Consider the following 25,585-nt stretch of genomic DNA (forward strand, 5'->3'; position numbering starts at 1 on the left):
ACCTGACGAGACTACGAGGGAGTTGAGCGATGGCTGCAGACATCCTGATCGTCGATGACGAAGCGGATATCCGGGAGCTGGTTGCGGGCATTCTGGAAGACGAGGGGCACCGCACGCGGCTTGCGCGCGATAGCGACGAGGCGCTGCGTATTATCGAGGAGCGCCGGCCGCAGCTCGTGATCCTCGACATCTGGCTGCAAGGGAGCCGCCTCGACGGGCTCGAGGTGCTGTCCGTCATCAAGCGGACGTATCCGGACCTGCCGGTCGTGATCATCTCGGGGCACGGCAATATCGAGACGGCGGTGACGGCGATCAAACGCGGCGCCTACGACTACATCGAAAAGCCGTTCAAGGCGGACCGGCTCGTGCTCGTGACCCTGCGCGCGCTCGAGGCCTCCCAGCTGAAGCGCGAGGTGCGCGAGCTCAAGGAACGCTCCACCGTCTCGGCGGAGATGATTGGCAAATCCCCGGCCATCAACCAGCTGAAAGGCGCCATCGATCGCCTAGCGCCGACCAACAGCCGCATCCTGATCCGCGGCGCGTCGGGTGCCGGCAAGGAGCTCGCGGCACGCACCCTGCATCAGAAGTCGCAGCGTGCCGATGGTCCGTTCATCGTGCTCAACGCGGCCTCCATGGCGCCGGACCGTGTCGAGGAGGAACTGTTCGGCACCGAGGACCGCTCGGGCGGCCCGCGCAAGGTGGGCGCGCTCGAGGAAGCCCACGGCGGCACGCTCTATATCGACGAAGTCGCCGACATGCCGCTCGAGACGCAGGGGAAGGTGCTGCGCGTGCTCGTCGAGCAGAAATTCCAGCGGCTCGGCGGCGCGCAGAAGGTCTCCGTTGACGTGCGCATCGTCTCCTCGACGAGCCGCGACCTCGAACGCGACATGAGCGAGGGACGCTTCCGTGAGGATCTCTATCACCGGCTCAATGTGGTGCCGTTGCGCGTGCCCGGCCTTGCCGAGCGGCGTGAGGACATTCCAGACCTCATCCAGTATTTCGTGGGGCAGCTCTCCCAGGCCTCGGGGCTGGCGCCGCGCCGCATCGGCGAGGACGCCATCGCCGTGCTGCAGGCGCACGACTGGCCAGGCAACGTGCGCGAGCTTCGCAACAACATCGAGCGGCTGATGATCCTCGCGGGCGGCGACCCGACGGCGGTGATCACGGCCGACATGCTGCCCGAGGAGATCGGCTCTAACGTGCCGTTGCCGGTCAATGGCGGGGCGGAGCACCTGATGAGTCTGCCGCTGCGCGAAGCCCGCGAGATCTTCGAGCGCGAATATCTGCTGGCGCAGATCAACCGCTTCGGCGGCAACATCTCGCGCACCGCTGAGTTCGTCGGCATGGAGCGTTCGGCGCTGCACCGCAAGCTGCGCGCGCTCGGCGTCTCGTCGGATCAGCGCGTCAGCGAGAAGGTGGGCTGATGCGGATCGCGTGGCGGGTCTGAGTTTTGCCCCCATGCCGTTGAGGTGGCGCTGAGGGGGAGGGGAGGCGAGCGGTTTCCACGTAAAGGGACGTCATCCCGGCGAAGGCCGGGACCCACGCAAATTTCCACGCGCTCGACGCCGAAGGTTTGCCTACAACCCATCTCCCGGGATCTATTGCGTACGTCATGTTTGCGGGGCAACGTGACAGGCATCGCTCCGATCGAAGGACACCTCATGACGCGCGTCGTCTACGTCAACGGACGCTACATGCGATACGCCGAGGCAGGCGTGCATGTGGAGGATCGCGGCTTCCAATTCGCCGATGCCATCTATGAGGTCTGCGAGGTCAGCGAGGGGCGGCTCGTCGACGAAACGCAGCACATGGACCGGCTCGCCCGCTCGCTCGCAGAGCTTCGGATTCCGATGCCGATGTCGCGCCGGGCGCTCGGGCTCGTGCTGCGCGAGACGGTTCGGCGCAACCGCGTGAAAACCGGGCTTGTCTATCTCCAGGTCAGCCGGGGGACTGCTCCGCGCGATTTTCTGATACCCGCCGGCGGCCTCGCGCCGACCGTGGTTTGCCTTGCCCGCCGTGTGGATGCGGCCGGACGCGAGCAGCGCGCCGCCTCGGGCATCGCCGTCAAAACCTTACCGGACATCCGCTGGGGGCGCTGCGACATCAAGACGGTCATGCTGCTGCCGGCGGTGCTGGCGAAGGAGGCGGCAGCGACGGACGGGGCCGGAGAGGCCTGGCTCGTCGACGCCGAGGGCTTCGTCACCGAGGGGGCCTCGAGCAACGCCTGGATCGTCGAGCGCTCGGGCGCACTGGTTACACGGCAGACGGGGGACGCAATTCTGCCCGGCGTTACGCGCAGAACGCTTCTCGACGTGCTCAGCCGGGAAAATATCCCGATCAGCGAGCGTCCATTTCGGGTGGAGGAGGCGCGCGCGGCGCAGGAAGCTTTTATAACGTCGGCCTCAGGTACCGTGATGCCTGTGGTATCGATCGATAAGGTCGCGATCGGGGACGGGCGCCCCGGCGCCCTGACACGCCGCTTGCGCACCCTATTCCATCAGTTTGCCGAACTTTCGGACCAATATCACCCGCGGTAAATTCTCTCGACCTGCCACGCCTGACACACTTCAATTGTTTCCCAATCCAGATATGTTAACTGCTCCTCGGTCACGGGTGTCCGGCACGCCCGTGAGGGGATCGAACCTCAACCCGCGACAGACGACCAGGGTCTAGGAAGAGGTTAATAAAAAGAGGCAATAACGATGGCCGCAGATCGCGCTCAGAACCTTCAGGACACGTTTCTCAACCACGTTCGCAAGAGCAAGACGCCGCTCACGATCTTCCTCGTCAACGGCGTCAAGCTGCAGGGGATCGTGACCTGGTTCGACAACTTTTGTGTGCTCTTGCGCCGCGACGGTCACTCGCAGCTCGTGTATAAGCACGCTATATCGACCATCATGCCGGGCGCTCCCGTCCATCTCATGGAGGCGGAGGCCGACGGTCAGCAAGGGTGAGTGCGTCCCATAGACCATAAGACGAAGCCGGACCAGGATCCGGCCGCCAAGGCCCGGGATAAGTCGGGCGCTGATTTGCAAGGCTCGAACGACGAGCGGATGGCGGCACGGGCGCGCGCGATGCGCACGCTGGTGATCGTGCCTGTGCTGAAGCACGGCCGGGGCCCGGCCTCCGGGGCGGCGGGGCGCGTGCCATCCATGCATTCGCCTGAGGATCGGCTTGCGGAGGCGAGGGGGCTCGCCGAGGCCATCGATCTCCACGTTGCCGATGCGTTTCTGGTCCAGGTGCCGGAACCGAAGCCGGCCACGCTTCTCGGCACCGGCAAGGTGGAGGAGATCCGGCACCGCGTCGCCGACGAGGACATCGGCCTCGTCATCGTGGACCACGCCATCACCCCCGTGCAGCAGCGCAACCTCGAGCGTGCCTGGGAGGCCAAGGTGCTGGATCGCACCGGCCTCATTCTCGAGATCTTCGGGCGGCGCGCGCAGACGCGGGAAGGCCGCCTGCAGGTGGAGCTCGCGCATCTCTCCTACCAGAAGGGCCGCCTTGTGCGCGCCTGGACCCATCTCGAGCGGCAGCGCGGCGGGCGCGGCTTTCTCGGCGGGCCGGGCGAGGCTCAGATCGAGCTCGACCGGCGCATGCTCGACGAGCGTATCATCGCCATCAAGCGGGAGCTTGAAGGCGTGGTGCGGACGCGCGACCTGCACCGCAAGGGGCGGCGCAAGGTGCCGTATCCGATCGTTGCCATCGTCGGCTACACCAACGCCGGCAAGTCGACGCTCTTCAACCGCGTGGCCGGGGCGGGCGTGCTCGCCATGGACCAGGTGTTCGCCACGCTCGATCCCACCATGCGCGAGGTGCGCCTCCCCTCGGGGCGCCGCATCATCCTCTCCGACACGGTGGGCTTCATCTCCGACCTGCCGACACAACTCGTGGCCGCTTTCCGCGCGACGCTCGAAGAAGTGATCGAGGCCGACCTCATCCTGCACGTGCGCGACATCGCTCACGCCGAGACGGAAGCGCAGGCCCAGGACGTCGGCACGGTTCTCGCCGATCTCGGCATCGACAAGGCCGCCGGCGCGGAGCACATCCTCGAGGTCTGGAACAAGGTCGACCTGCTCTCGCCTGAAGCGCGCGGAGAGGCGAAGGCCGCGGCGCGCTTCCGCACGCCGCCCCCGGTCCTGATGTCGGCCGCAACCGGCGAGGGCGTTCCGCGTTTGCTCGATACCATCGATGCGCGGCTCGGTGCCGGCGACGAGATCCTCAGCCTCACCCTGCCGGCGCACGAGGGCCGCCTCTTGGCGTGGATGCACGAGAACGCGGACGTGCTGGCGCAGGAGCCGGATGGCGAAGGGCACTTGGCCATACGCGTGCGCATCGCCTCCGAGAAGAAGATGCGTCTGATGCGCCAGCTCGCGATCGCGGGGCTTTCCGTCTCCTGACGGTCCATCAGGCGGACCACACAGGGAGCGCCTCATGACCGTTGCCAACACCATGTCCACCACACAATGCTGCATTGCCGGCGGTGGCCCGGCCGGGCTGATGCTCGCCTATCTTCTGGCGCGCGCCGGCGTGCGCGTGACCGTGCTCGAGAAGCACGCCGACTTCCTGCGCGACTTCCGTGGCGACACGGTGCACCCCTCGACACTCGAGGTGATGGCCGAACTCGGCCTGATCGACCGCTTCCTCGCGCTGCCGCATCAGAAAGTGTCCAAGGTCGGCGGCTACGTCGGCAAGACGCCGGTGACCATCGCCGACCTCTCCCACCTTCCCGTGCGCGAGCGCTATATCGCGATGATGCCGCAATGGGATTTCCTGAACTTCCTGGAGCGGGAAGCGGCGCACTATCCGGGCTTCACGCTGCACATGCGGACGGAGGCCACCGGCCTCCTGGAAGAGGGCGGACGCGTCGTTGGCATCACGGCGGAGTCGCCCGAAGGCGCGGCGGAGATCCGCGCCGATCTCACCGTGGCCGCCGACGGGCGGAACTCGATCCTGCGCCAGCGCGCGGGCCTTGTGGTCGACGACCTCGGCGCACCGATCGACGTGCTGTGGTTCCGGGTTCCGGCCGCGCCCGGAGACGCCGGCGAAACCATGGGGCGTTTCGGCGCCGGCTCGATCCTGGTCCTGATCTTCCGCGGCGATTACTGGCAGTGCGCCTACGTCATTCCGAAGGGCGCGTTCGCGGGCATCAAGGCGGCGGGACTGGTAGCCTTCCGCGACGCCATCGCCGATGCATCGCCCTTCGCGCGCGCCCGCCTCGACGCCATTGCGTCATGGGACGATGTGAGCCTGCTCACCGTCCGCGTCGACCGGCTGCGGCAGTGGTGTCGCCCGGGCTTCCTCTGCATTGGCGACGCGGCCCACGCCATGAGCCCGATCGGCGGCGTCGGCGTGAACCTCGCAATTCAGGATGCGGTGGCGAGCGCGAATATCCTGGCGGAGGCGCTGAAAGCGGGCCGGGTGAGCCTCGACAATTTGCGAGCGGTGCAGACGCGCCGGATGTTTCCGACGCGCGTGACGCAAGCCATCCAGGTGGCCATGCAGAACAGCATTATCGGCCCGACGCTGACGCTCACCGAAGAGCCGAAACCGCCGTTCGCCCTCCGCCTGTTGCAGTGGTTTCCGCTGCTGCAACGTCTCCCCGCCCGCATCCTCGGCCTCGGCGTCCGCCGCGAGCACGTGGCGGAATTCGTGCGAGGGGGTGGGGTAAAACGATAGGTCCGGTTGTGACCCATAACCGACATTGGCCTCATCGCTACTCAATCATTGCGGATGCTCGTCCGCCGACGATCGCGGGCATGCGGGAAACAATGCATCAAAGCAGCATTTCCTGTGCTTCCTCCATCTCGGTCAATGCGGCACGCCACCGTTCTGGATGTAATCTTGTGCACAAAGGAGAGAAAAGCAGGCCTGCGCGGTTGCTATTAGGAGTTGCACGGAAAATGCTGCAGCATCAATCGTGAGCGGGGCGGGGGGCAGTGGCTAAAGCAAGACCAATCACGCTAATTTACGATGGACGGGACGCGGATCAGCATAGGTTGAACTTGTACGACGCCAGCACGAGCTATTACGGGCTGGCGCGAACGCTTGCAATTATCGGCCACTTTTACATAACCGGAGACATCATCGCTCAGGCGCCTCGAAGTGCGCTTGAACTCTACTTGGTGCCTCCGGAAGAGGGGTCGTTTAAGCAGACCGTTCTCGCGACGGCAGCCGCAACCATCATCGCTGTGCCGTTCACTGTGTTCGCCACGCGAGTCATGGACAATTGGATTCCGCAGTCAAACCCGCAGATGGAACAAATGCTGGAGTTGATGCGCGAGCAAAATGAGTTGCTTCGGGCCCAACAAGGGTTGCCTCGCAACCAGCCCACTAAGAAGGAGGCGGCGGAAGAAGCAGAACTCAAGCATTGCCTAAAAAAATACGAGAAGGAGCTTCAAGCTATCCGCAGCATTACATCGAACTCGTTTAAGAGCATCTTTCGGCCTGTAGGCAGAAGTGCGGATAGGGTGGGAATCGTCGGTGGCCAACCGCAAGCTCCGAAAGCAGCGGTCGATCTCGAGATACTTGCGAAGATCGAAGCCGATGAGGTCGATGACAAGAGCGTCATATTCATGGCGGTAGTTAATTCGTTCAGTCGTAGCTCAAAGACAGGAATCGTATTCTCACGCGACTATGACATGGGCTTCCGGATTGAGTACGAACACAAAGGGCGGCTACCGCGAGAAGACGATTTTTCTTGGAGCCAGTTTACGGGCGAGCCACTTAGGTTGCACGGGCGGTTTGTTCGATTTTTTGATGGGACGATAAAGAAATTTCTGGTCTTCACTGTCGAGCGGGTGACCGACCCGGACGAAGTCAAAGAATACAAGAGCAACCAGCGCGAAATACGCGTGCCGTAGATGCTGGACTACCCCCTCAGCTTGGGAAAGATTGGTTAGGTTTGATCCGCGCGATCACATCGCCCTCAATAGTTGGAGCAGCCGAGCGATTGCGTCCGCTCCTGGCCCTTAGCGAAAACATCCGCCAGGCATCGCTCCACACGCGCCAGTAGCCGCTTCTCCGCTTTCTACCGGTCGCCCTCCCGCTCCTTCGCCTCATCCCAGAGCGCATCCATCTCTTCGAGCGTTGACTCCTCCGGCGTGCGGCCTTGCTCGGCGAGGCGGGCTTCGATGTGGCGGAAGCGGCGCTCGAACTTTCGATTGGCGGAGCGGAGGGCCGTTTCGGGATCGAGCCGAAGATGACGCGCAACGTTGGCCATCACGAAGAGGAGGTCGCCGAACTCCTCTTCGATTTTCGCCATGCGGTCCGGGCTCCGCTCGGCCGCGCCGCGCGGATCGGAGGGGAGGGCCTCGCGCTCCAGCTCGCCAAGCTCTTCGCGCATCTTGTCGAATACGGGCGCGAGCGAGGGCCAGTCGAACCCAACCCTGGCGGCTTTGTCCTGCAACTTTACCGCCCGCGTGAGCGCAGGAAGCGCAAGCGAAACGTCGGCGAGCAAGCCCTCTCCCCGCCGGCTCGTCGGAAGAGGAGAGGACGCAGCGGAGGCGGGCGCTTCGTTGGCGCCGTTGCGCACCGCTTCCTTTGCGGCCCGCTCCTCGGCCTTGATCCGCGACCAGAAACCGGGTTCCGCGCCGGCGGCACGCTCCTCCTCGGTGCCGAACACATGCGGGTGGCGCCGGATCATCTTGGCCGTGATGGCCTCCACGACGTCGCCGAATGCGAAGGCGCCTTCTTCCTCCGCCATGCGCGCGTGATAGACGACTTGCAGGAGGAGGTCGCCCAGCTCATCGCGCAGCTCGGCGCGGTCGCCTGAGGCGATGGCGTCGGCCACCTCATAGGCTTCCTCGATGGTGTAGGGCGCGATGGTCGCGAACGTCTGCTCGAGATCCCAAGGGCACCCGGTGACGGGCGTGCGGAGCGCGGCCATGATCTCGATCAGGCGCGCGATATCTTTGGACGGAGTCATAGGGCCGGCGGTCACTTCTCGTTGCTGTCGGCGCGAACCTAGAGTGCTTCCGAAAAAGTGGGAACCGGTTTCACGACAAGAAGCACGACAAAACAAAATCTTAGAGCCGTTCCTCAGGTCCACACGAACGGGAACGGCTCTAAGCCGGATCATTCGAGATGCGAGCGGCAAAGCCCAACGGAGGCGATTGGAAAACGGTTTCCTGCGCTACACAAGCGATCTACATCTTGAACGGGTCCGCGGCCGAGCGCTGCGGGATGAGGGAAACACCGGTCGAAAGCTCTGAGCACCCATCGTGATCGTTGTCCGCATTCTGCTCAATGGCGTGATCATGGCGGCCGAGATGGCCGCCGTCGCGGCCGTCGCTTGGTTCGGCTTCCACTATCCATTCCTTTTTGCGACCGTGACCGCAGGGCTCAGCTTCGTGCTCGGGTTGCGGCTCGAAACCAAGCGGCTCGCCTTCGAGCTGCCGTTCTATTTCGAAGGCCTGCGCGCGCCGCGGCTGCCGCTGATCGTGCTCGTCGGCAGCGTCGAAGCGCTGCTCAAAGGCGTGCTCGCGGGCCTTGCGGCGCTCTTCACCTTCGCCGGCACGGATAGCGACCGTCTCTTCTGGGTGGCGGTCGTGTTCGGGCTCACGACCTACGCCGGGGCGAGTGCGCTCCGCGCCTTGTCCGTTTCCTTCCGTGTGCAGCCCTGGCGATGGGGTTACTTCCGCCTGGCGGCGCCTTTGGGGCTCGCGTTCTCGGCCGGCATCGCCGTGCTGACGGCGGCGGGTTTATTGTCGACGACGGGCGCGGGGGAGATCGGTTGGAAGCTCGTTTGGGAACTGCCGCAGCGGCCTTCGGTGAGCCAGGTTAGCGAGCTCTTCTTCCAGCTCAAGCAGGCGTTCGATGGGTTCATCGTCACGCTGCTCGAGGCCGTGATGAGCAAAGAGTGGGCACGCCTCGTGGCCATCGCAGTGAGCGTGAACGTGCTTACGGGGTTCGTGGCGTCGCTCTATGCGTCCATGATCGCGGCGGCGGTGCGCACAGCGGAGGAGGGGCTGCCGTAGAAAGCGTCCGGAGTGGGAACCGGGTCATGGCCATGGCGTGGCGTCGAGCCGCCATGCAGGCTCAACCGTCCGAACGGAAGCACGATCAAACGGAAAACCTGGAACCGGTTGCCAGCTCCACCCAAAACGGAATGGCCCTAGGGGCGTTGCCATTGTCGAAGCCGCGCGTATGCGTGCCTGGAGGGCGTGTGACGATGGCCTATGGCTTCGTTGCCCGATTAGTTTTTGCATCGCCACCCGTAGTTCGCATAATATATATTATGGAAAATAAAACTGACTGGAGATTTTAAATCAATATGTTCGAAATAATGGTGCGTTCTGGATATCTGCGCGGCCACCGGACCAGCGCTGGCGCTGGTCCGGTCATGCAGCGGATCGGATTACTTCTCGGGCTTCTCGAAATTGTCGGCGACGAAGCGATCCAGTAGCTGGACGCCCCAGCCCGAGCCCCAGCTCGTATTGATGTCGTTCTTGGGCGCGTCCATCGCCGTGCCCGCGATGTCGAGGTGCGCCCAGGGCACATCCTTCTGGATGAAGCGCTTGAGGAATGCGGCGGCGGTGCACGCTCCGCCCCAGCGGCCACCGATGTTCTTGATGTCCGCGTTCTTGCTCTCCATGAGGCGGTCGTAAGACTTGTCGAGCGGCATGCGCCAAACCTTCTCGCCGGTTGCCTTCGAGGCCGCGAGGAGCTGATCGGCGAGCTTGTCGTCGTTGGCGAAGAGCCCGGCGAAATCCTTGCCGAGCGCCACCATGATCGCGCCCGTGAGCGTCGCGAGGTCGATAACGAGGCGCGGCTTGAAGCGCTCTTGCACGTACCAGAGCGCATCCGCGAGCACGAGCCGGCCCTCGGCGTCCGTGTTGAGGTTCTCGACCGTGATCCCCGACATCGAGACGACGATATCGCCCGGGCGCGTGGCGGTGCCCGACGGCATGTTCTCGACGATGCCGATGACGCCCACGGCATTGACAGGCGCCTTGCGCCGCGCGAGTGCCATCATCAGGCCCGTGACGCAGGCGGCACCGCCCATGTCTCCCTTCATGTCCTCCATGCCCGAGGACGGCTTGATGGAGATGCCGCCGGTGTCGAACACCACGCCCTTGCCGACGAAGGCGAGCGGCTTGGCGCGCTTCGACTTGGTGCCGTGCCACTGCATGACCGCCACACGCGCCGGCCGGGCACTGCCCTGGGCGACGGACAGCAGCGTGTTCATCTTGAGCTCGGTGAGCTCCGCGACGTCGAGGATCTCGACCTCGAGGCCGATGCTTTCGAGCTCCTTGACGCGATCGGCGAACTCGACCGGCCCGAGGACGTTGGCCGGCTCGTTGACGAGATCACGCGCGAGATGCACGCCTTCCGCCACGGCGCGCTTCGCCTCGAACGCGGCGCGGGCCTTGTCGGGATCGGCGCAATGCACGAGGAGCTTTTCCAGCCGGTCGGCGGCGGGCGGCTTCGCCTCGCCGTTGGCTCCATTGGCACCGTTCCCCTCCTCGCCGTTCTTCTTCTTCGTCTGATATTTGCGGAAGGCGTAATGGCGCAGGAGAGCGCCGAAAGCGAGGTTCGCCGCGATGATTTCAGGCTTGGTCTTGTCGGCGCCTGCTACTTGCGCAACGAGACTTGCAGCTGCAGCCTTGCGTGCCGTGATCTGTCCGAGCGCGTAGCCGCCAAGATTGGTCCAATCGCAATCCGCGTGCTCCCCCGCTTTGCCGGCGCCAACGATGACGAGCCGGTCGGTCGCGAGCTTCTGCGGCGCGAGGATCTCGATCGCAGTCTTCTGCTTACCCTTGAACTCGGCGGCTTCGGCGGCCTTGAGCAAGAGGCCCTGGCTGCGCGTATTCAGCGCGTCGACTGCCGGCGACAGGGCAAGATCCTTGGCGACGAGCACGACCGTCGCCGCCTCGTAGGGGGCATCGAGGCGGACGAACGTGATTTCGAGCGGATTGGACATTCTCTTGCTGGTGCTCCTCGAGGAACGGGATGACGTCAGTATGGTGCGGACAGGATTTCTGGCGGGATGGAAGTCAACGCGAAGGCCGGCACCGCAGTGGACGCGCGAGGTCTCCGCGGCTGTTCGCGAGGGCGACTGGGTGCTTTTAGATCTTCGCTGTGGAAATTAAACGCTTGCCGAGGAAGTGCAAGCCGGGACGGCTTAAATCAGGGCGCCCGCCACGGGGTCATTCCGGCCGCGTCCTGCTTCTCGCAGACGCCCGAGCTGGCGTCCGAAGGCGTCGGTTCGGCCGGGCTAGTGGCTTGGAGAACAGCCGAAATTCCGCCATCCTGGCATGGAAGGAGACGGGAAGATCAGGGCAAAGGACGAGATCGTGCGCAGCACAGCGGAACCGGCTGCGGGTGAGAGGCAGCGCTCGAACGGCCCCGCGGTTATCGCCGCGACTGCTGCCGCTATGGAGCGCCGCGTGATCGGCATGGCATGACGACGATATTCTCACGATACGTGTTCCGGCAGACCGGCAGCGCGCTTCTTCTCGTGCTGCTTTCGCTCACGGGTATCGTCTGGATCTCCCTCGCGCTCCGTGAGCTCAACGTGGTGACCGGCCACGGCCAGAGTGCCCTCACCCTCGTCAAGATGACGACACTCGGCCTGCCGAGCTTCGTTGCCGTGATCACGCCCTTCGCGCTCCTGATCACCACCATCCATACGCTGAACCGCCTCAACAGCGACAGCGAGATCATCGTGCTGACGGCGTCCGGGGCCACCGCTTGGACCATCACCAAGCCTTTGACGACCCTCGCGCTTCTCGTGATGGTGTTCGTCGCGTTTGTGAATCATCTGGCGGCGCCGTGGAGCTACCGCCAGCTCCGGGACATGGTCGTGCAGGTGCGGACCGATCTGCTAACGCAGGTCATGCAGCCGGGGCGCTTCTCGACCGCCGAGCGCGGCCTCACGTTCCACATCCGGGAACGCACTCTCGACGGCACCCTGCACGGCCTCCTCATGCACGACGTGCGCAAGGACAAGGAGGTGCAATCCTTCCTGGCCGACAAGGGCGTGCTCGTCGAGGATAACGGCGGCACGTACCTGTTCATGATGGACGGGCACATCCTGCGCCGGAACGGAGGCTTGAGCGAGCCGTCGCAGATCATCGCCTTCGACAAATATGCAGTCGATCTCGACAGCTTCGAGCGCCGCAGCGAAGGCGCAGCGGAGCTGAGGCCACGAGAACGCTATTTGAGCGAGCTTCTCCCTTCCGCCGAGGATGCCGAGGAGGCGAAACCGGCACGGCGAGCGAAAGACGATTCCCCCGGTCGCCTCCGATCCGAGTTGCATGAGCGATTCTCGAGCATGCTCTACCCCCTGGCCTTCGTGCTCCTGGCGGTGGCCATGGTGGGCCAGGCGCAAAGCACACGCCAGAACCGGCATGCGCGCATGGGGGCCTGCTTTTTGGTGGGCGTCGGGCTGCGCCTCGCGGGATTCGCAACGAACAACGTCGTCACCCTGCACGCAGCCGCCGTGCCGGTGCTCTACCTCATTCCCCTCGCCGCCATTGGCGCCTCGATGATCTTGATCGTTCGCGGCACGCGGCAGACGCGAGGGCCGGCGTGGCTCGATCGGGCCATGGACGCTGCCGCCACCCTGGCCGCAGGCTTGCGCCAGAAGCTCAGCCGGCGGCGCATGGCGCCCGCCGCCGGAAGCGGAGGCTAGCCTTCCATGCCGGGCCTCTCGACCCTTTCATTCTACATCGGCACGCGCTTTCTGGTCGCGATCTTTTCGGTGTTCGCGCTCTGCACCGTGCTGATTTTCATGATCGATTTCGTGGAGATGCTGCGCCAGGCCGGCAAGTACGGAAGCGTTCCGGCCTGGATGCTGGCCTGGATCACCTTGCTGCGGCTGCCCGCCTATACGGAGATCCTGCTGCCCTTCGCCGTGCTCGTCGGATCGATCGGGGCGCTGCTCATGCTCGCCCGCAAGAGCGAACTCGCCGTCATGAGAGCCGGCGGTATGTCCGTGTGGCAGTTCCTAAAGCCAGGGATCGTGGTGGCGGCGCTGCTCGGCCTGTTCAGCTCGCTGGTGTTCAATCCCATGGCGGCCGACGCCCGGGACGAGGCCGAGCGGCTCTACTCCGTGGCCTTCGGACGCGAATCGAGCGCACTGACCAAGGGTTCCAAGGAACCCTGGCTGCGCCAAGACGGCCTCGACGGGCAATCGATCCTGAGCGCGGCAACGGCCAGCCAGCGCGGCACCCGCCTCACGTCGGTGAGCGCCTTCGTCTACGACAAGCAGGGCCACTTCACGGAACGGATCGACGCCAAAGCCGCCACCCTGGAGGAGGGCTTCTGGGTGCTCGAGGATGCGGTGGTGTCCGGGCTTGGGCGCGAGCCCGAATCCTTCCAGCGCTATCTGCTCTCGACGTACCTTACTCCGGAGCGCGCCGCAGACGCTTTCGGCAGCCTCATCTCCGTCTCCTTCTGGGAGCTTCCAGATCTCATCTATGTCGCTGATAAAGCCGGACTTTCCACAACTCACTTACGCACCCAATATGAGCTTCTGCTGAGTCGCCCGCTGCTCTGCATCGCAATGGTTTTTTTGGCGGCCACTGTGTCGTTGCGGTCATTCCGCTCGGGTGGCATCCAGACTATGGTTGTGACAGGAATGGTTGGGGGATTTGGTTTCTTCCTTTTCGCGGAAATCTCGAGGCAAATCGGGGCCGCCGGCTTGGCGCCGGTCTGGGCTGCGATCTGGGTCCCCGTGTTTCTCGCCATTCTGTGTTCGGTGACGGTGCTCTTGCACCAGGAGGACGGCTAAGTGATGCGTGTTGCGCGCACATTGCTGGCGACATGCAGAGAGTTCCTCACCCCGTATTCCCGCGGCGCTGCGGAGGATAGGGGGTGTTTGCGCTTGTCCGATCTCACCCTTGCACGGTCCGCACGCAGGGCGCGCGCATTCCCCCGGCTGGCTTGCGGCTTCGGCGCGCTGCTCGTTTCGCTAATCGCTGCCGGGGCAACGGCTCCCGCCTCGGCCGCCTCCCCCAAAACGGCATTCCCCGAGCAGCCCGGCGGCATGTTCGGCAAGCCGCAGAAGCTCGATAAAGGCCTGCCACTCTATCTGCAGGGCGACGAGCTGATCTACGACAACGCTGGAAACCGGGTCATTGCCCGCGGCAATGTCGAAATCTATTACAACAAGAACGTACTGACGGCCGACGAGGTCATCTACGACCGCAGCTCCAATACGCTCACCGCGTCCGGCAATGTCGAGCTCAAGGACGTCAACGGCAACATCATCCGCGCCGACAGCTACACCCTAACCGATGATTTCCGCGACGGCTTCGTGCAATCGCTCTCCGTCGTCACGCGCGACGATTCCCGCATCACGGCCGAGCGCGGCGAGCGGCGCGAAGGCAATGTCACCGAGTTTTCGGAAGCGACCTTCACGGCGTGTAAAAGCGACGGGAACGTGCCGCCCCTGTGGTGCATCGGCGCCAGGCGCATCATCCACGACCAGGCTGCCGCCACCATTTCCTACCAGGACGCCGAGATGAAGATCCTGGGCGTGACGGTCGGCTACCTGCCTTACTTCGAGCACCCCGATCCGTCCGTGAAGCGCAAGAGCGGCTTCCTCGCGCCGACTTACGGCAACTCGAACGATCTCGGCGTGTTCGTCGAGCTGCCCTACTATTTCGCGCTCTCGCCGCAGTACGACTTTACGTTCCGCCCCCGCTACATGAGCGATCAGGGCGTGCTGTGGCAGGGTGACTGGCGCCACAGGCTAGCGAGCGGCGAGTACTCGGTGACGTTTGCTGCCATCGACCAGGATTGGCGCGACCTGCCATCGAGCGCCAACCGGAACCTCGACGGCTGGCGCGGCAGCCTCGAGACGCACGGCCGCTTCTCGCTCTCGAGCTGGTGGAGCTACGGCTGGAACGCGATCATCGAGAGCGACGATTCCTTCCGCCGCTTCTACAAGCTGGACAGCGTGCTCTTGACCGATCGCGTCAATGACATCTGGCTCACGGGCCTGTCGGACCGCAACTACTTCAGCGCCAAGCTGTATCACTTCGGCGGTCTGTTGGTGGAGGACAATGATGAGACGGAATCTCTCGTCCACCCCGTGATCGATCACAGCTACGTGGTCCGTGATCCAGTGCTCGGCGGTGAGCTGTCCTGGAAGGCGAACGCGCTGAGCTTGTCACGTTCCGATACGCGCTCGCCAAGCGCCAAAGACCTCTACTCTCAGGACATGAACCGCGTTGTAGCGGAGGTCAGATGGCGGCGCCGCTTCACCGACGCCGTCGGCATCACGTACACGCCGTTCGGCGAGCTGCGCGGCGACATCTACCAGATCAACTACGAGGATCCGCACGATCCCGCCGTCGCCGGTCTCGACGACACGTTCCTGCGCGGGCTTGCAACGGGCGGAGCGACCATCTCCTATCCGTGGGTGGCCAACGTCGGCGTTACCTCGCACGTCATTGAGCCGATCGGCCAGATCGTGGCACACAATTCCAGCGTCCATCAGGACAACCTGCCCAACGAGGACGCACAGAGCCTGATCTTCGACGACACGAACCTGTTCGATACCTCGAAGTTCTCGGGCTACGATCGGATGGAGACCGGTACGCGCGCCAACGTCGGCATTCAGTACACGTTCCAGGGACCGGTCGGATACGCGCGCGTGCTCGCGGGACAGAGCTTCCATCTTTCCGGCGAGAACGCCTATGCGGAGAATGGCCGGCTGTTCAATCCGAAGAGCGGCCTCGAAACTGATGACTCGGATTACGTGCTCGGCGTCTATCTGGCGCCTACCGACATGTTCCGCATCATCTCGCAATCGCGCTTCGACGAGGACGACCTGTCGCTGCGCCGCGAAGACGTTACCGGCGTATTCAGATATGGCCCCCTCTCGGCGGCAGCGACCTACACCTACGGCCAAATCTATGACTATGAGGATGACTACTATCGCCAGGGTCAGGAGATCCTGACCCAGGCCTCGCTGCGCCTCACCGATCGCTGGACGCTATCTGGATCGCTCCGCTACGACCTCGACAACGAACGGCGGCTCATGGATTCCATCAGCCTCGCCTATCTCGACGAGTGCTTCATGCTGAGCGCTACCTACAGCGAAACCTTCATTCGAGACAAAGACCGCGACATCGAGCCCGATCAGGTCGTCATGCTGCGCTTCGAGTTCAAGCATCTCGGCGGGTTCAACTATCAGACCAATGTCGTCGACTTCCTTGGCGGCGAGGACGCCACATCGGTCAACCAGAGCATCCGGTGACGGCAAAGGTCCGTTGCCGCTCCCGCCTTGGCCATGCCACGGTTGGTGTGGATAAAACGGCTGGCCTTTGCGCCTGCGCTCCGGCGGCCTTATGCTCAAGCTGGCTGGTCCTGTGCGGTGGCAACCTGATCGGATCGCGCAGCCCAGAGTGCTTCCGGAAACTTTGAGCCGTCGCCCAGAGCCCGCGTAACGCGGTACGGCTTTAAGCGACCATGTTTGCGACTCGTGACGCGCTGACGAGACAGCCTTGATGTTCCATCTGACCCGCATCGCCCTTTTCATAGGCTCCGCATTCCTCGCCGGTGGTCCGGCGGCCGCCGATCCCCACGCGCAAGCGCCGACGCATCTCGCGCAGGCAGGCCGCACCGCCAATGCGGAGCCGACGGGCGCCGCCAAGGCGCGCCAGAAAGGCGCCCAGTCCATTGCCATCCTGGTCAACGATGAGCCCATCACCGCATATGAAATCGAGCAGCGGGCCGCATTCCTCGCTCTCCAGGGCGGCGGTGGCGGCGGTGCCACCGACCTGCGTGCAAAGGCCGAGGCGCGCTGGAAGGCGATCGTCCAGGATCCCAAGACCAACCAGCGTTTCCAGGAGCTGCTGCGCAAGAACAACGTACAGTCGCAGGAGGAAGCGCGCGCCCTGCAGACGAAGTTCATCAAGGACCTGCAGTCTAATATGATGGAGCAGATCCGCCGCGAAGCGCGCGCGGGCGCCTTGGCCGGCTCAAAGAAAAAGGCGCAGGATGAGCTGATCGAGGAAAAGCTCAAGCTCCAGGAAGCCAAGCGCCTCAGCGCCATAACCGAAGATTCCGAGGTAGACACGGTGCTCACCGGCATCGCTGAGCGCAATAAGATGACCCTCGAGCAGTTCGGCCAGCACATGAAGAGCATGGGCGTCGACATCCGCACAATGCGGGCGCGCTTCAAGGCCGAGATGTCGTGGCGCGAGGTGGTGCGGCGCCGCTTCGGTCACCTCGTGGCCATCACGGAGCGCGACGTGGACGAGTTCGTCGCGACAACGCCGATGGCGGCGGCGCAGGCCAACATGGAGTTGCAGGTCCAGCGGATTACGCTGCCGCTCCCAGCAACGGTCGATCAGGGGGCCTTGGCGCAGCGCATCGCCGATGCCGATGCCCTCGCCCGCAAATTCACCGGCTGCGCCTCGCTGGCCTCGCTCGCGGCCTCAGCCGGCGGCAAGCACGAGGACCTCGGAACACGCGCGCCCTCCTCCATTCCGGAGCCGACGCGCAGTCTTCTCCTCAATGCCAAGGACGGCGATCTCCTGCCGGCGAGCGTGGGGGACAACGGCGTCGAGCTGTGGGCGCTCTGCGGACGCAAGGCTGAGAACTCGGCGCGTGAATCGGCCCAGGCCGAGCTGCGCCAGCGCGAATTCGAGGTTCTCGCCCAGAAGCATCTCAAAGACCTGCGCCAGGACGCAGCCATCGAGATCCGCTGATGGGCACACGCGCGCCTGCGGCGTCCGCGCTTCCGCCTCTCGCCGTATCGATGGGCGATCCGGCCGGCATCGGCCCGGATATCACGCTTGCGGCCTGGCAGGCGCGGCGCGAACAAGGTCTCTCGCCCTTCGTGGTCTTTGGCGATCGTGACGCACTCGCCGCCCGGGCGGATGCACTCGGGCTCGATATCGAAATTGGAACGCTCTCCGACCTCGGAGACGCCGGCGCCATCTTCGATGCCCGGCTGCCAGTGTGGCCGCTGCCCTGCGCGAAGCCTGTCATCGCAGGCGAGCCGGACCCGGCGAACGGCCAAGCCGTCATCGATGCCATCGAGACGGCGACACGTGCGGTCCGGCGGGGCGAAGCGCGCGCGCTCGTCACCAATCCGATCGCCAAGGCCGTGCTCATGGCGGCCGGGTTCCCGCATCCCGGACATACGGAATTTCTTGGCGCCCTCGCAGAAGCTCACTTCGGAGTGCAAGGGGCGCGGCCCGTGATGCTGCTTGCCTCATCGGACCTCAAAGTCGTGCCGCTTACCGTGCACATTCCGCTGGCACGCGTGCCGGCTGCCCTCTCGGCCGAAGCCATCAAGGCGACGGCGCGCATCCTGCATCGGGCCTTGATCGAGGACTTCGCCGTCCCGGCGCCGCGCATCGCGGTGACCGGGCTCAACCCACACGCCGGCGAGGACGGCAAGATGGGCGACGAGGAAGCCCGCATCATCGCGCCCGCCCTGGCGGATCTCGTACGCGAGGGTCTTATCGTTACCGGCCCGCACCCGGCCGATACGCTGTTCCATGCCGCGGCCCGCGAAACTTACGACGCCGTGCTCGCCATGTATCACGACCAGGCACTGATCCCCATCAAGACACTGGCGTTCGACACCGGCGTCAACGTCACCATCGGCCTACCGTTCGTGCGCACCTCGCCCGACCATGGCACGGCCTTCGCCATTGCCGGCACGGGACAAGCGCGCGCGTCGAGCCTTATCGAGGCGCTCAAGGTTGCCGATGCGATCGCTCGATGCCGTGCGGCGCGCCACGGCGAGCCAGCCTGATGACCACGGCAGCCGACGAGGACGGAAACCAGCCCGCGAGCGAGCTCCGCTCGAACGCCAGCCCGGACGGGCTCCCTCCCCTGCGCGAGGTGATCCGGCGCCACGATCTCGCGGCCAAGAAAAGCCTCGGACAGAACTTCATCCTCGATCTCAACCTGACGCGGCGGATCGCACGCGCGGGCGGGCCCCTCGACGGCCGAACGGTGATCGAGGTCGGACCGGGGCCGGGCGGGCTCACCCGCGCGCTCCTGCTCGAAGGCGCCGCACGCGTCATCGCGGTCGAACGGGATGCCCGCTGCCTGCCGGCGCTGGCGGAAATCTCCGAGCGCTATCCCGGCCGCTTCGACGTTCACGAGGGCGATGCGCTCGCGGCTGATTGGCGGGCCCTGCTCGGCCCCAATGCCGGCAAGGCGGTGATCGCCGCCAACCTTCCCTACGGCGCCGCCACGACGCTGCTCATCGGCTGGCTCGAGACCGAGCCATGGCCGCCCTGGTGGGATGGCATGGTGCTGATGTTCCAAAAGGAGGTCGCGGAGCGGATCGTCGCCGTACCGGGCACGAAGGATTACGGGCGCCTGTCGGTCATCTCGCAGTGGCGCGCCAACGTGCGTCTCGCGCTCACCCTCAAGCCGGAGGCGTTCACGCCGCCGCCCAAGGTTTCATCGGCTGTGGTCGTGTTCAAGCCGCGCGAGGCGCCCAACCCGCCCTGCTCCGTCAAGGCCCTCGGCAAAGTGACGGCGGCCGCGTTCGGCCAGCGCCGCAAGATGTTGCGTGCGTCCCTGAAGACGCTGGTGCCCAATCCCGAGGAGCTGTTGGAGGCCGCCGGGATCGCAGCGGACCTGCGTGCCGAGCGCCTCAGCGTGCGCGACTTCGCCAAGCTCGCGCTCGTCTACGAACGCTCGATCGCGGGCCGCTGAAGCCGCTTTGTCTTCTGACGCGGAGTGTGAGACCGAGGCCGAGCCCGAACCCTACTTGACCCCGAGCTTCTTCTGCAGGCTCGTCGACGAGGTCGTGTACTGGAACAGGAGTTTCTTGTCGGGGTGCACGTATTTGTGTGCCTGCTGCGCCATCAACGCCGCCTCGTGGAAGCCCGAGAGAATGAGCTTCAGCTTGCCCGGATACCAGTTGATGTCGCCGATGGCGAAAATACCCGTCTCGTTGGTCTCGAATTTCTCGGTATCGACGTGGATGAGGTTTTCATGAAGGTTGAGCCCCCAGTTCGCGACCGGACCGAGCTTCATCGTGAGGCCGAAGAAGGGCAGCATGGCGTTCGTGGTGACGCGTTCCTCGCCGGCAGCGGTCTTGACCGTCACCTCTTCGAGGTTGCCCCCCTCGCCGTGGAGCTTCGTCACCTGGCCGATGATGAGGCGTACCTTTCCCTCGGCGACCAGCTCGCGCATCTTCTCGACCGAGTGCGGTGCGCCGCGGAACTCGTCGCGCCGGTGGAGAAGCGTCAAGGACTTGGCGATTGGCGCCAGGCTGAGCGTCCAGTCCAGGGCGGAGTCGCCGCCGCCAACGATCAGCATATCTTTGTCGCGGAAGTCCTCCATGCGGCGCACGGAATAGAACACCGAGGTGCCCTCGTACGCCTCGATCCCTTCGAGGGGCGGGCGCTTCGGCGTGAATGAGCCGCCGCCAGCCGCGATGACGACGACCTTGGCCGTGATCTCGCGCCCCGCATCCGTCTTGAGATAAAAGCCCCCATCCTCGCGGCGCTTCACCTCATCGACGCGCTCACCGAAGACGAACGTGGCGCCGAAGGGCTTGATCTGCTCGAGGAGGCGGTCGGTCAGCTCCTGGCCGGTGACGGTCGGGAGCGCCGGAATGTCGTAGATGGGCTTCTCCGGGTAGAGCTCCGTGCACTGGCCGCCCGGACGATCGAGGATGTCGATCACGCAGGTCTTGATGTCGACGAGACCGAGCTCGAACACGGCGAAAAGGCCCACCGGCCCGGCGCCGATCACCACCGCGTCGAATTCGCTTGCCGCCGTGAGCGCGCCTGCGCCAGCCGTGTCGTCCAATGCCATGGCTTCTCTCCTCTCGGGCGTGCGGCCGGTCGCGACGCTGATGACCTTTGTTAGAGCCGTTCAGAGCCGTTCCGCTTTAGGTGGCCTCGGGGAACGGCTCTAAGCTTTTGTTTCTTCGTGCTTCTTTCCGGACACTTTAACTTGCATGGCTTCGCCATGACCGGTTCCCACTTCCGGAAGCACTTTAGAATTGCTTCGCCGGGACACGGACGGTGAGACCGTCAAGCTCCGGCGTTACCTTGATCTGGCAGGAGAGACGGCTCTCGGGGCGCACGTCAAAGGCGAAATCGAGCATGTCCTCCTCGATATCGGAGGGCTTGCCGGTTTTTTCCACCCAATCCGCATCAACATAGACGTGGCATGTGGCGCATGCGCAAGCACCGCCGCATTCCGCCTCGACACCCTCGATGTCGTTGAGCTTGGCCGCCTCCATGACGGTGACGCCGGGCTCGGCATCGACGGTCTGGCTGCTGCCGTCGGGCTGGACGAACGTGAGTTTAACCATCGACGGCTGCTCCAATCGCTATTGAACTCCCTCCCGATTTTGCCGAACCAGTGCGTCGCACGAAAGCCGAGGCCGTCCGGCGGTCACGGTCCTGGTCCTATACGGAGGATGGGTCGGCGCAGGATTACTGGCCGCGTGGGTTTATTTCAAGCCACCGCGACACCGCGGCGGCTCCCGAGACCTCGAAAGGGGCATGAGGCGGGTTAGAGTTGTGCAGGCAGCCGGCGCATTTTGCGTCTGCCTAGGCTCACGGCAAGTTCTCTAGCTGTTTGTTTAGGCAAGCGTCTTCACCCGTTCGGGCTCGCTATTCCGTGCGGGGGCCTGCTGCCCTCATTGGATGGGCCGATCAGGTGCAGCCCGCCGTCTCGGGAAGGGCAGTCTCGACAAAGCTTTCCACCTCTTCGCTGGCGGTTTCGAGCATGGCCAGAACATGCTCTCGGACGGCTTCGTCGGTCACGCCCGAGGTCTGCTCCGCTTCGAGCGCGAGATTGGCAATCCGCCACGCGCCGACGGCCCGGGCCGAGCCCTTGATCGTGTGGGCGGCGATCTGCCACTCGCGGTCGGTCGATGCGAAGCGTAGTTGCTCGATGCCAAGCGGAAGCTGAGCGAGGAAAAGCCCGAGAATCTCGCGCTCGAGCGTGGCGCTGCCGAGCGTGTAGCGGCCGAGATGGGCCCTGTCGATCGGCGCTTCGCCCGGAATGGCAGCGGCCAGCGGCTCACCCGAGCCGGGGGTGCGGCCGTCGTGGCGCCAGGGGCGCGCATGAGCTCGCAAGTGGACCATTGCCGTTCAGACCTCGCGCGGGAAGGCTAAGGACACCCCCATGCCGCTCCCAAACGGCACCGGGGTCAGCTGGCGGGCATCATAACTCCGCCGTGCTCTAACAAGATATGAATAGAATACGCTAAGCAATTGTTAATTCGTATTATAAATCTTGCGTCGTTTCAAGAGTCATAGTGAGTGTGCCGACACGGGACGCTGGCCGGACGGGAAACTTCATTTGGCCCCAAAGGCGCCTTAAACGGCATCCGACCGCGTTGGCAGGGCACTGGAGCCGATCCCGCCGTCCGCGAGGACGCCGCGGGCTGCTTTCGGGCGGGGCAGCGCCGCAGCATGGCTGGCGAAAAAGTCCGTTGATGGGGGACGGCAACCGAAGAAAACCCGTTTGAGCAAAAGCCTTGGGTTAAGGTAAAGTGGGGACGTCGGCCGGGTACCTCGGCTGCGGACGGGTGGATGGCTCAGGAACAGAAATCAAGCTCGGCGTCTGCGCCGCGCGAAGGGGCGGACAACAAGCTCCGCCCCGCGATGGGTGACGCGCCTTTGCCGGAGCCGCCGTCCGGGGCACCGCTGGCAGGCGCGCCCGCGCCGGGAGACAATATGGCGAAAGCCGAACAAGAACCGGCCGAGGCAACCGACCTCGCCCTCATTCTGCCACCGAGCACGGTCGTCAGCCTGGGCTCGTCTTCACCGCCCCACAAGCTGCCGCCCCCCTTGCCGAACATGGCGGCGAGATCGCAGGGCGCTTCTCCGCCGACGTTGCAGCCGATGGGAGACGCGCACGAGGGGGAGGCTGTCGAGGCCGAGCCCGCGGTGCGCCGTATGGCCCGGCGCAGACCGGCGGGACCGCCCCGCACCAAGATCGCGGCAAACGACGATGCTCCCTCGATCGGCGGGCTCATCTACGCCCTCGAGCAGAAGCCCTCGACAACGCCGTTCAAGTACGCGGCCATGGCGACCGCCGGCTGGACCGCAATCTGCCTCGTGTTCGTATGGATCATGGTCCGTGCCGAGCTGGCGGCGGGAGCGACGTTCCTGTCGCTGTTCGAGAAGCCGGCAACGTTCCTCACGGTTACGGCCATCATCGTGCCCGTCGCCGTTCTTTGGGCGCTGGCCCTCCTCGCCTGGCGATCGGACGAACTGCGGCTCCGCTCCTCGACCATGACCGAGGTTGCAATCCGCCTTGCCGAGCCCGATCGCATGGCGGAACAGTCGGTGGCCTCGCTCGGGCAGGCGGTGCGCCGGCAGGTGTCGTTCATGAACGACGCCATCTCGCGCGCGCTCGGGCGTGCGGGTGAGCTCGAGGCCCTGGTGCACAATGAGGTGTCCGCGCTTGAGCGCTCCTACGAGGAGAACGAGCGCAAGATCAAAGGCCTGATCCAGGAGCTGGCAGGGGAGCGCACCTCGCTGCTGTCGACCAGCGAGCGCGTGACGGAGACGCTGAAGGCCCTGGGCAGCGATATCCCGAGCCTGATCGACAAGCTCTCCGATCAGCAGATCAAGCTGGCGGGCATCATTCAAGGCGCGGGGGAGAACCTGACCCAGCTCGAGAGCGCCGTGGGGCAGAGCACCGATCGGCTCGAGAACGCTCTCGGGCAGAGCACGGGCCGCCTCGAGAGCGCGCTCGGCAGCAAGACGCAGGAGTTGCAGGTGATGCTCGAGGGGTATACCTCGGGGCTTGCCACGGCGCTCGGCGCGCGGACCGACCAGCTCCAGTCCGCCATTGCAAGCTACGTCGATACGCTCGACACCTCCCTCAACAAGCGGACCGAAAAGCTGCAGCGTGTGTTCGAGGAGTATGCGCGTGCGCTCGATACGACGCTCACGAACCGGGCCCAGTCCCTCGATACGCAGCTCATCGAGCGGACCAAGGCGCTCGACGCCGCCTTCGGCGAACGGCTGCGCTCGTTCGATGAATCCATCGTGCGCTCAACGATGACCATCGACTCCGCCGTGGCCGAGAAGGCGCGCGCGCTGACGAGCGCCCTCGACAATCACGCCAAGACGTTCAGCGAGACCATCTCGCGCCAGGCCGTGCACCTGGACGAGAGCCTGATGCATGGCATCAACTCGGTCCGCCGTACGAGCGAGAACATCACCCGCCAGTCGCTCAAGGCCATCGAGGGCCTTGCGGGACAATCCGAGATGCTGAAGCGGGTTTCGGAAAATCTCCTCGGCCAGGTCAACGCCGTCACCAATCGCTTCGAAGGCCAGGGGCAGGCGATCCTGCGCGCCGCCAACTCGCTCGAAACCGCGAACTACAAGATCGATGCGACGCTCCAGGGGCGCCATGCGGCGCTGACGCAGACCATGGAGCAGCTCTCCGGCAAGGCCGACGAGTTCGGCCGCTTCGTGCAGGGCTTTTCGTCCTCCATGGAGGGTTCGCTCACCAGCGCCGAGCAGCGGGCGCGCCAGGCCGCCGAGCAGCTTCGCGAAAGCACGGAGGCGGCACAGCGTGCGGCACTCGCCGACCTCGAGCGCTTCCGCCTGGAGGCAGGCGCCGAGGGCGAGCGCGCGCTCGACGAGCTCAAGAACCGGTTCTCCTCGATCTCGACCGTCGTCAACGAGCAGCTGTCGTCGCTCTCCAGCCGCTTCGATCAAACATCGGACGAAGTGCGCCAGCGCGCCAACCGCGCCGCCGCGGACATCGCCGCCGAGCAGGCACGCCTCAAGCAAGAGATGGAACGCCTGCCGACGGCAACACGCGAGAGTGCCGAAGCCATGCGCCGGGCGCTGCACGACCAACTGCGGGCCATCGAACAGCTTTCGCAGCTCACCACACGCTCAATCGCCGGACGCGACGTCTCGCTTCCTCAGCCCTCCACCGCTTATCCGGCCACGACATCCGGATCGCTCACGGGCTCCTATGTTGCAGGCGCACGCGCAGGCGCGACGCGCCAGCCGTCATCATCCTACGCGGCGGCCTTGCCGCGTCCGCCGGCCAGCACGGCGAGCCCCTCCCCTGCGCAGGCCGGCGACGGCCGGGAAGGCTGGTCGCTCGGCGATCTCCTTGCGCGCGCCTCGCGCGAGGAAGAAGCTCATCCGGGCGCAGGACACCGTGTAAGCGCGCCCCAAAACGGTGACGTCTACAATCCGGGTGTGCACGATGCGGGCGTCTCCCGTAATAATGGCGGGGACCATCACCCGAGGGTCGATGGACCGCCATCCGGCGCGGACGCGTATCAAACGCCGGCAGCCACCGCGCCCGTGCCCTTCCACAATCAGATCGACGCCATCGCCCGCTCGCTCGACCCGGCGACCACTGCCGCGCTCTGGCAGCGCATCGCAGCGGGACAGCGCGGCGTGATGGTACGCAGCCTCTATACGCCCGAGGGCCGTACCATCTTCGACGATCTCAGCCTTCGCTATCGGACCGACGCGGAGCTGCAGCGGATCGTCAATCACTACCTGATCAACTTCGAGAACATCCGCCACGATGCCGAGCAGCGCGACCCTTCCGGCCGGGCCGTCAATGCGCATCTCCTCTCCGACATGGGGCGGGTCTACCTGTTCCTCGCCCATGTCAGCGGGCGGATCGCGTGAGGCCAAGAGCC

19 protein-coding genes are annotated in these 25,585 nt (G+C 64.8%); 14 read left to right on the forward strand and 5 right to left on the reverse strand.

The annotated features are described in order from the left end of the window. The first annotated feature begins 29 nt into the window (after positions 1-29). From ntrX to V7P99_RS07495, 6 genes are all read left to right on the forward strand, one after another. Positions 30-1,424: a nitrogen assimilation response regulator NtrX gene (ntrX, locus tag V7P99_RS07470; RefSeq protein ID WP_333794173.1), complete on the forward strand. Its 1,395-nt coding sequence runs from the start codon at positions 30-32 to the stop codon at positions 1,422-1,424. A 237-nt stretch (positions 1,425-1,661) separates the two neighbouring features. Beyond that, complete coding sequence (locus V7P99_RS07475) at positions 1,662-2,537, forward strand: D-amino-acid transaminase (RefSeq protein WP_333794174.1); 876 nt, start codon at positions 1,662-1,664, stop codon at positions 2,535-2,537. Between the two features lie 165 nt (positions 2,538-2,702). Further along, entirely contained in the window at positions 2,703-2,954 is a 252-nt protein-coding gene (hfq, locus tag V7P99_RS07480; RefSeq protein WP_329647836.1) for an RNA chaperone Hfq, read from the forward strand. A gap of 120 nt (positions 2,955-3,074) precedes the next feature. Further along, positions 3,075-4,397, forward strand: a complete 1,323-nt coding sequence (gene hflX / locus V7P99_RS07485; RefSeq protein WP_442909885.1) for a GTPase HflX — start codon at positions 3,075-3,077, stop codon at positions 4,395-4,397. Between the two features lie 34 nt (positions 4,398-4,431). Then, positions 4,432-5,676 (forward strand): FAD-dependent oxidoreductase, encoded by a 1,245-nt coding sequence (locus tag V7P99_RS07490; protein WP_333794175.1) that lies wholly within the window; start codon positions 4,432-4,434, stop codon positions 5,674-5,676. 260 nt (positions 5,677-5,936) lie between these two features. Then, entirely contained in the window at positions 5,937-6,860 is a 924-nt protein-coding gene (locus tag V7P99_RS07495; protein ID WP_442909883.1) for a DUF7946 domain-containing protein, read from the forward strand. A gap of 167 nt (positions 6,861-7,027) precedes the next feature. Here V7P99_RS07495 and mazG read toward each other — a convergent pair whose 3' ends face one another. Continuing rightward, a complete protein-coding gene (mazG, locus tag V7P99_RS07500) occupies positions 7,028-7,924 on the reverse strand; it encodes a nucleoside triphosphate pyrophosphohydrolase (RefSeq protein ID WP_333794177.1) in 897 nt (298 codons plus the stop codon). 295 nt (positions 7,925-8,219) lie between these two features. Between mazG and V7P99_RS07505 the strand changes: the two genes are divergently transcribed. Further along, a complete protein-coding gene (locus tag V7P99_RS07505; RefSeq protein WP_333794178.1) occupies positions 8,220-8,975 on the forward strand; it encodes a hypothetical protein in 756 nt (251 codons plus the stop codon). Between the two features lie 380 nt (positions 8,976-9,355). Here V7P99_RS07505 and V7P99_RS07510 read toward each other — a convergent pair whose 3' ends face one another. Then, a complete protein-coding gene (locus tag V7P99_RS07510) occupies positions 9,356-10,921 on the reverse strand; it encodes a leucyl aminopeptidase (RefSeq protein ID WP_333794179.1) in 1,566 nt (521 codons plus the stop codon). Between the two features lie 480 nt (positions 10,922-11,401). Between V7P99_RS07510 and lptF the strand changes: the two genes are divergently transcribed. The 6 genes from lptF to rsmA all read left to right on the forward strand — a co-directional run bounded on the left by lptF (position 11,402) and on the right by rsmA (position 19,641). After that, positions 11,402-12,634, forward strand: coding sequence for an LPS export ABC transporter permease LptF (gene lptF, locus V7P99_RS07515; protein WP_333794180.1), 1,233 nt, complete (start codon positions 11,402-11,404; stop codon positions 12,632-12,634). Between the two features lie 6 nt (positions 12,635-12,640). Further along, positions 12,641-13,735 (forward strand): LPS export ABC transporter permease LptG, encoded by a 1,095-nt coding sequence (lptG, locus tag V7P99_RS07520; protein ID WP_333794181.1) that lies wholly within the window; start codon positions 12,641-12,643, stop codon positions 13,733-13,735. A gap of 93 nt (positions 13,736-13,828) precedes the next feature. Further along, positions 13,829-16,210: an LPS-assembly protein LptD gene (locus V7P99_RS07525; RefSeq protein WP_333794182.1), complete on the forward strand. Its 2,382-nt coding sequence runs from the start codon at positions 13,829-13,831 to the stop codon at positions 16,208-16,210. Between the two features lie 250 nt (positions 16,211-16,460). Then, positions 16,461-17,666: a peptidylprolyl isomerase gene (locus tag V7P99_RS07530; protein ID WP_333794183.1), complete on the forward strand. Its 1,206-nt coding sequence runs from the start codon at positions 16,461-16,463 to the stop codon at positions 17,664-17,666. Beyond that, entirely contained in the window at positions 17,666-18,724 is a 1,059-nt protein-coding gene (pdxA, locus tag V7P99_RS07535; protein WP_333794184.1) for a 4-hydroxythreonine-4-phosphate dehydrogenase PdxA, read from the forward strand. The genes V7P99_RS07530 and pdxA overlap by 1 nt, the downstream gene beginning before the upstream one ends. Beyond that, positions 18,724-19,641: a 16S rRNA (adenine(1518)-N(6)/adenine(1519)-N(6))-dimethyltransferase RsmA gene (rsmA, locus tag V7P99_RS07540; protein ID WP_333794185.1), complete on the forward strand. Its 918-nt coding sequence runs from the start codon at positions 18,724-18,726 to the stop codon at positions 19,639-19,641. The genes pdxA and rsmA overlap by 1 nt, the downstream gene beginning before the upstream one ends. Before the next feature lie 51 nt (positions 19,642-19,692). Here the strand turns inward: rsmA and V7P99_RS07545 are convergent, their stop codons facing one another. The 3 genes from V7P99_RS07545 to V7P99_RS07555 form a co-directional block, all read right to left on the reverse strand. Further along, complete coding sequence (locus V7P99_RS07545; RefSeq protein WP_333794186.1) at positions 19,693-20,751, reverse strand: NAD(P)/FAD-dependent oxidoreductase; 1,059 nt, start codon at positions 20,749-20,751, stop codon at positions 19,693-19,695. Between the two features lie 184 nt (positions 20,752-20,935). Further along, complete coding sequence (locus V7P99_RS07550) at positions 20,936-21,256, reverse strand: 2Fe-2S iron-sulfur cluster-binding protein (protein WP_333794187.1); 321 nt, start codon at positions 21,254-21,256, stop codon at positions 20,936-20,938. 346 nt (positions 21,257-21,602) lie between these two features. Next, positions 21,603-22,037 carry an Hpt domain-containing protein gene (locus tag V7P99_RS07555; RefSeq protein WP_333794188.1) on the reverse strand — a complete coding sequence of 145 codons (435 nt, stop codon included), beginning with the start codon at positions 22,035-22,037 and terminating at the stop codon, positions 21,603-21,605. 594 nt (positions 22,038-22,631) lie between these two features. Between V7P99_RS07555 and V7P99_RS07560 the strand changes: the two genes are divergently transcribed. Then, positions 22,632-25,574, forward strand: a complete 2,943-nt coding sequence (locus tag V7P99_RS07560) for an apolipoprotein A1/A4/E domain-containing protein (RefSeq protein ID WP_333794189.1) — start codon at positions 22,632-22,634, stop codon at positions 25,572-25,574. Positions 25,575-25,585 lie beyond the last annotated feature (11 nt).

The sequence above is a fragment of the Hyphomicrobium sp. genome (assembly GCF_036780825.1).
Taxonomy (GTDB): domain Bacteria; phylum Pseudomonadota; class Alphaproteobacteria; order Rhizobiales; family Hyphomicrobiaceae; genus Hyphomicrobium_C.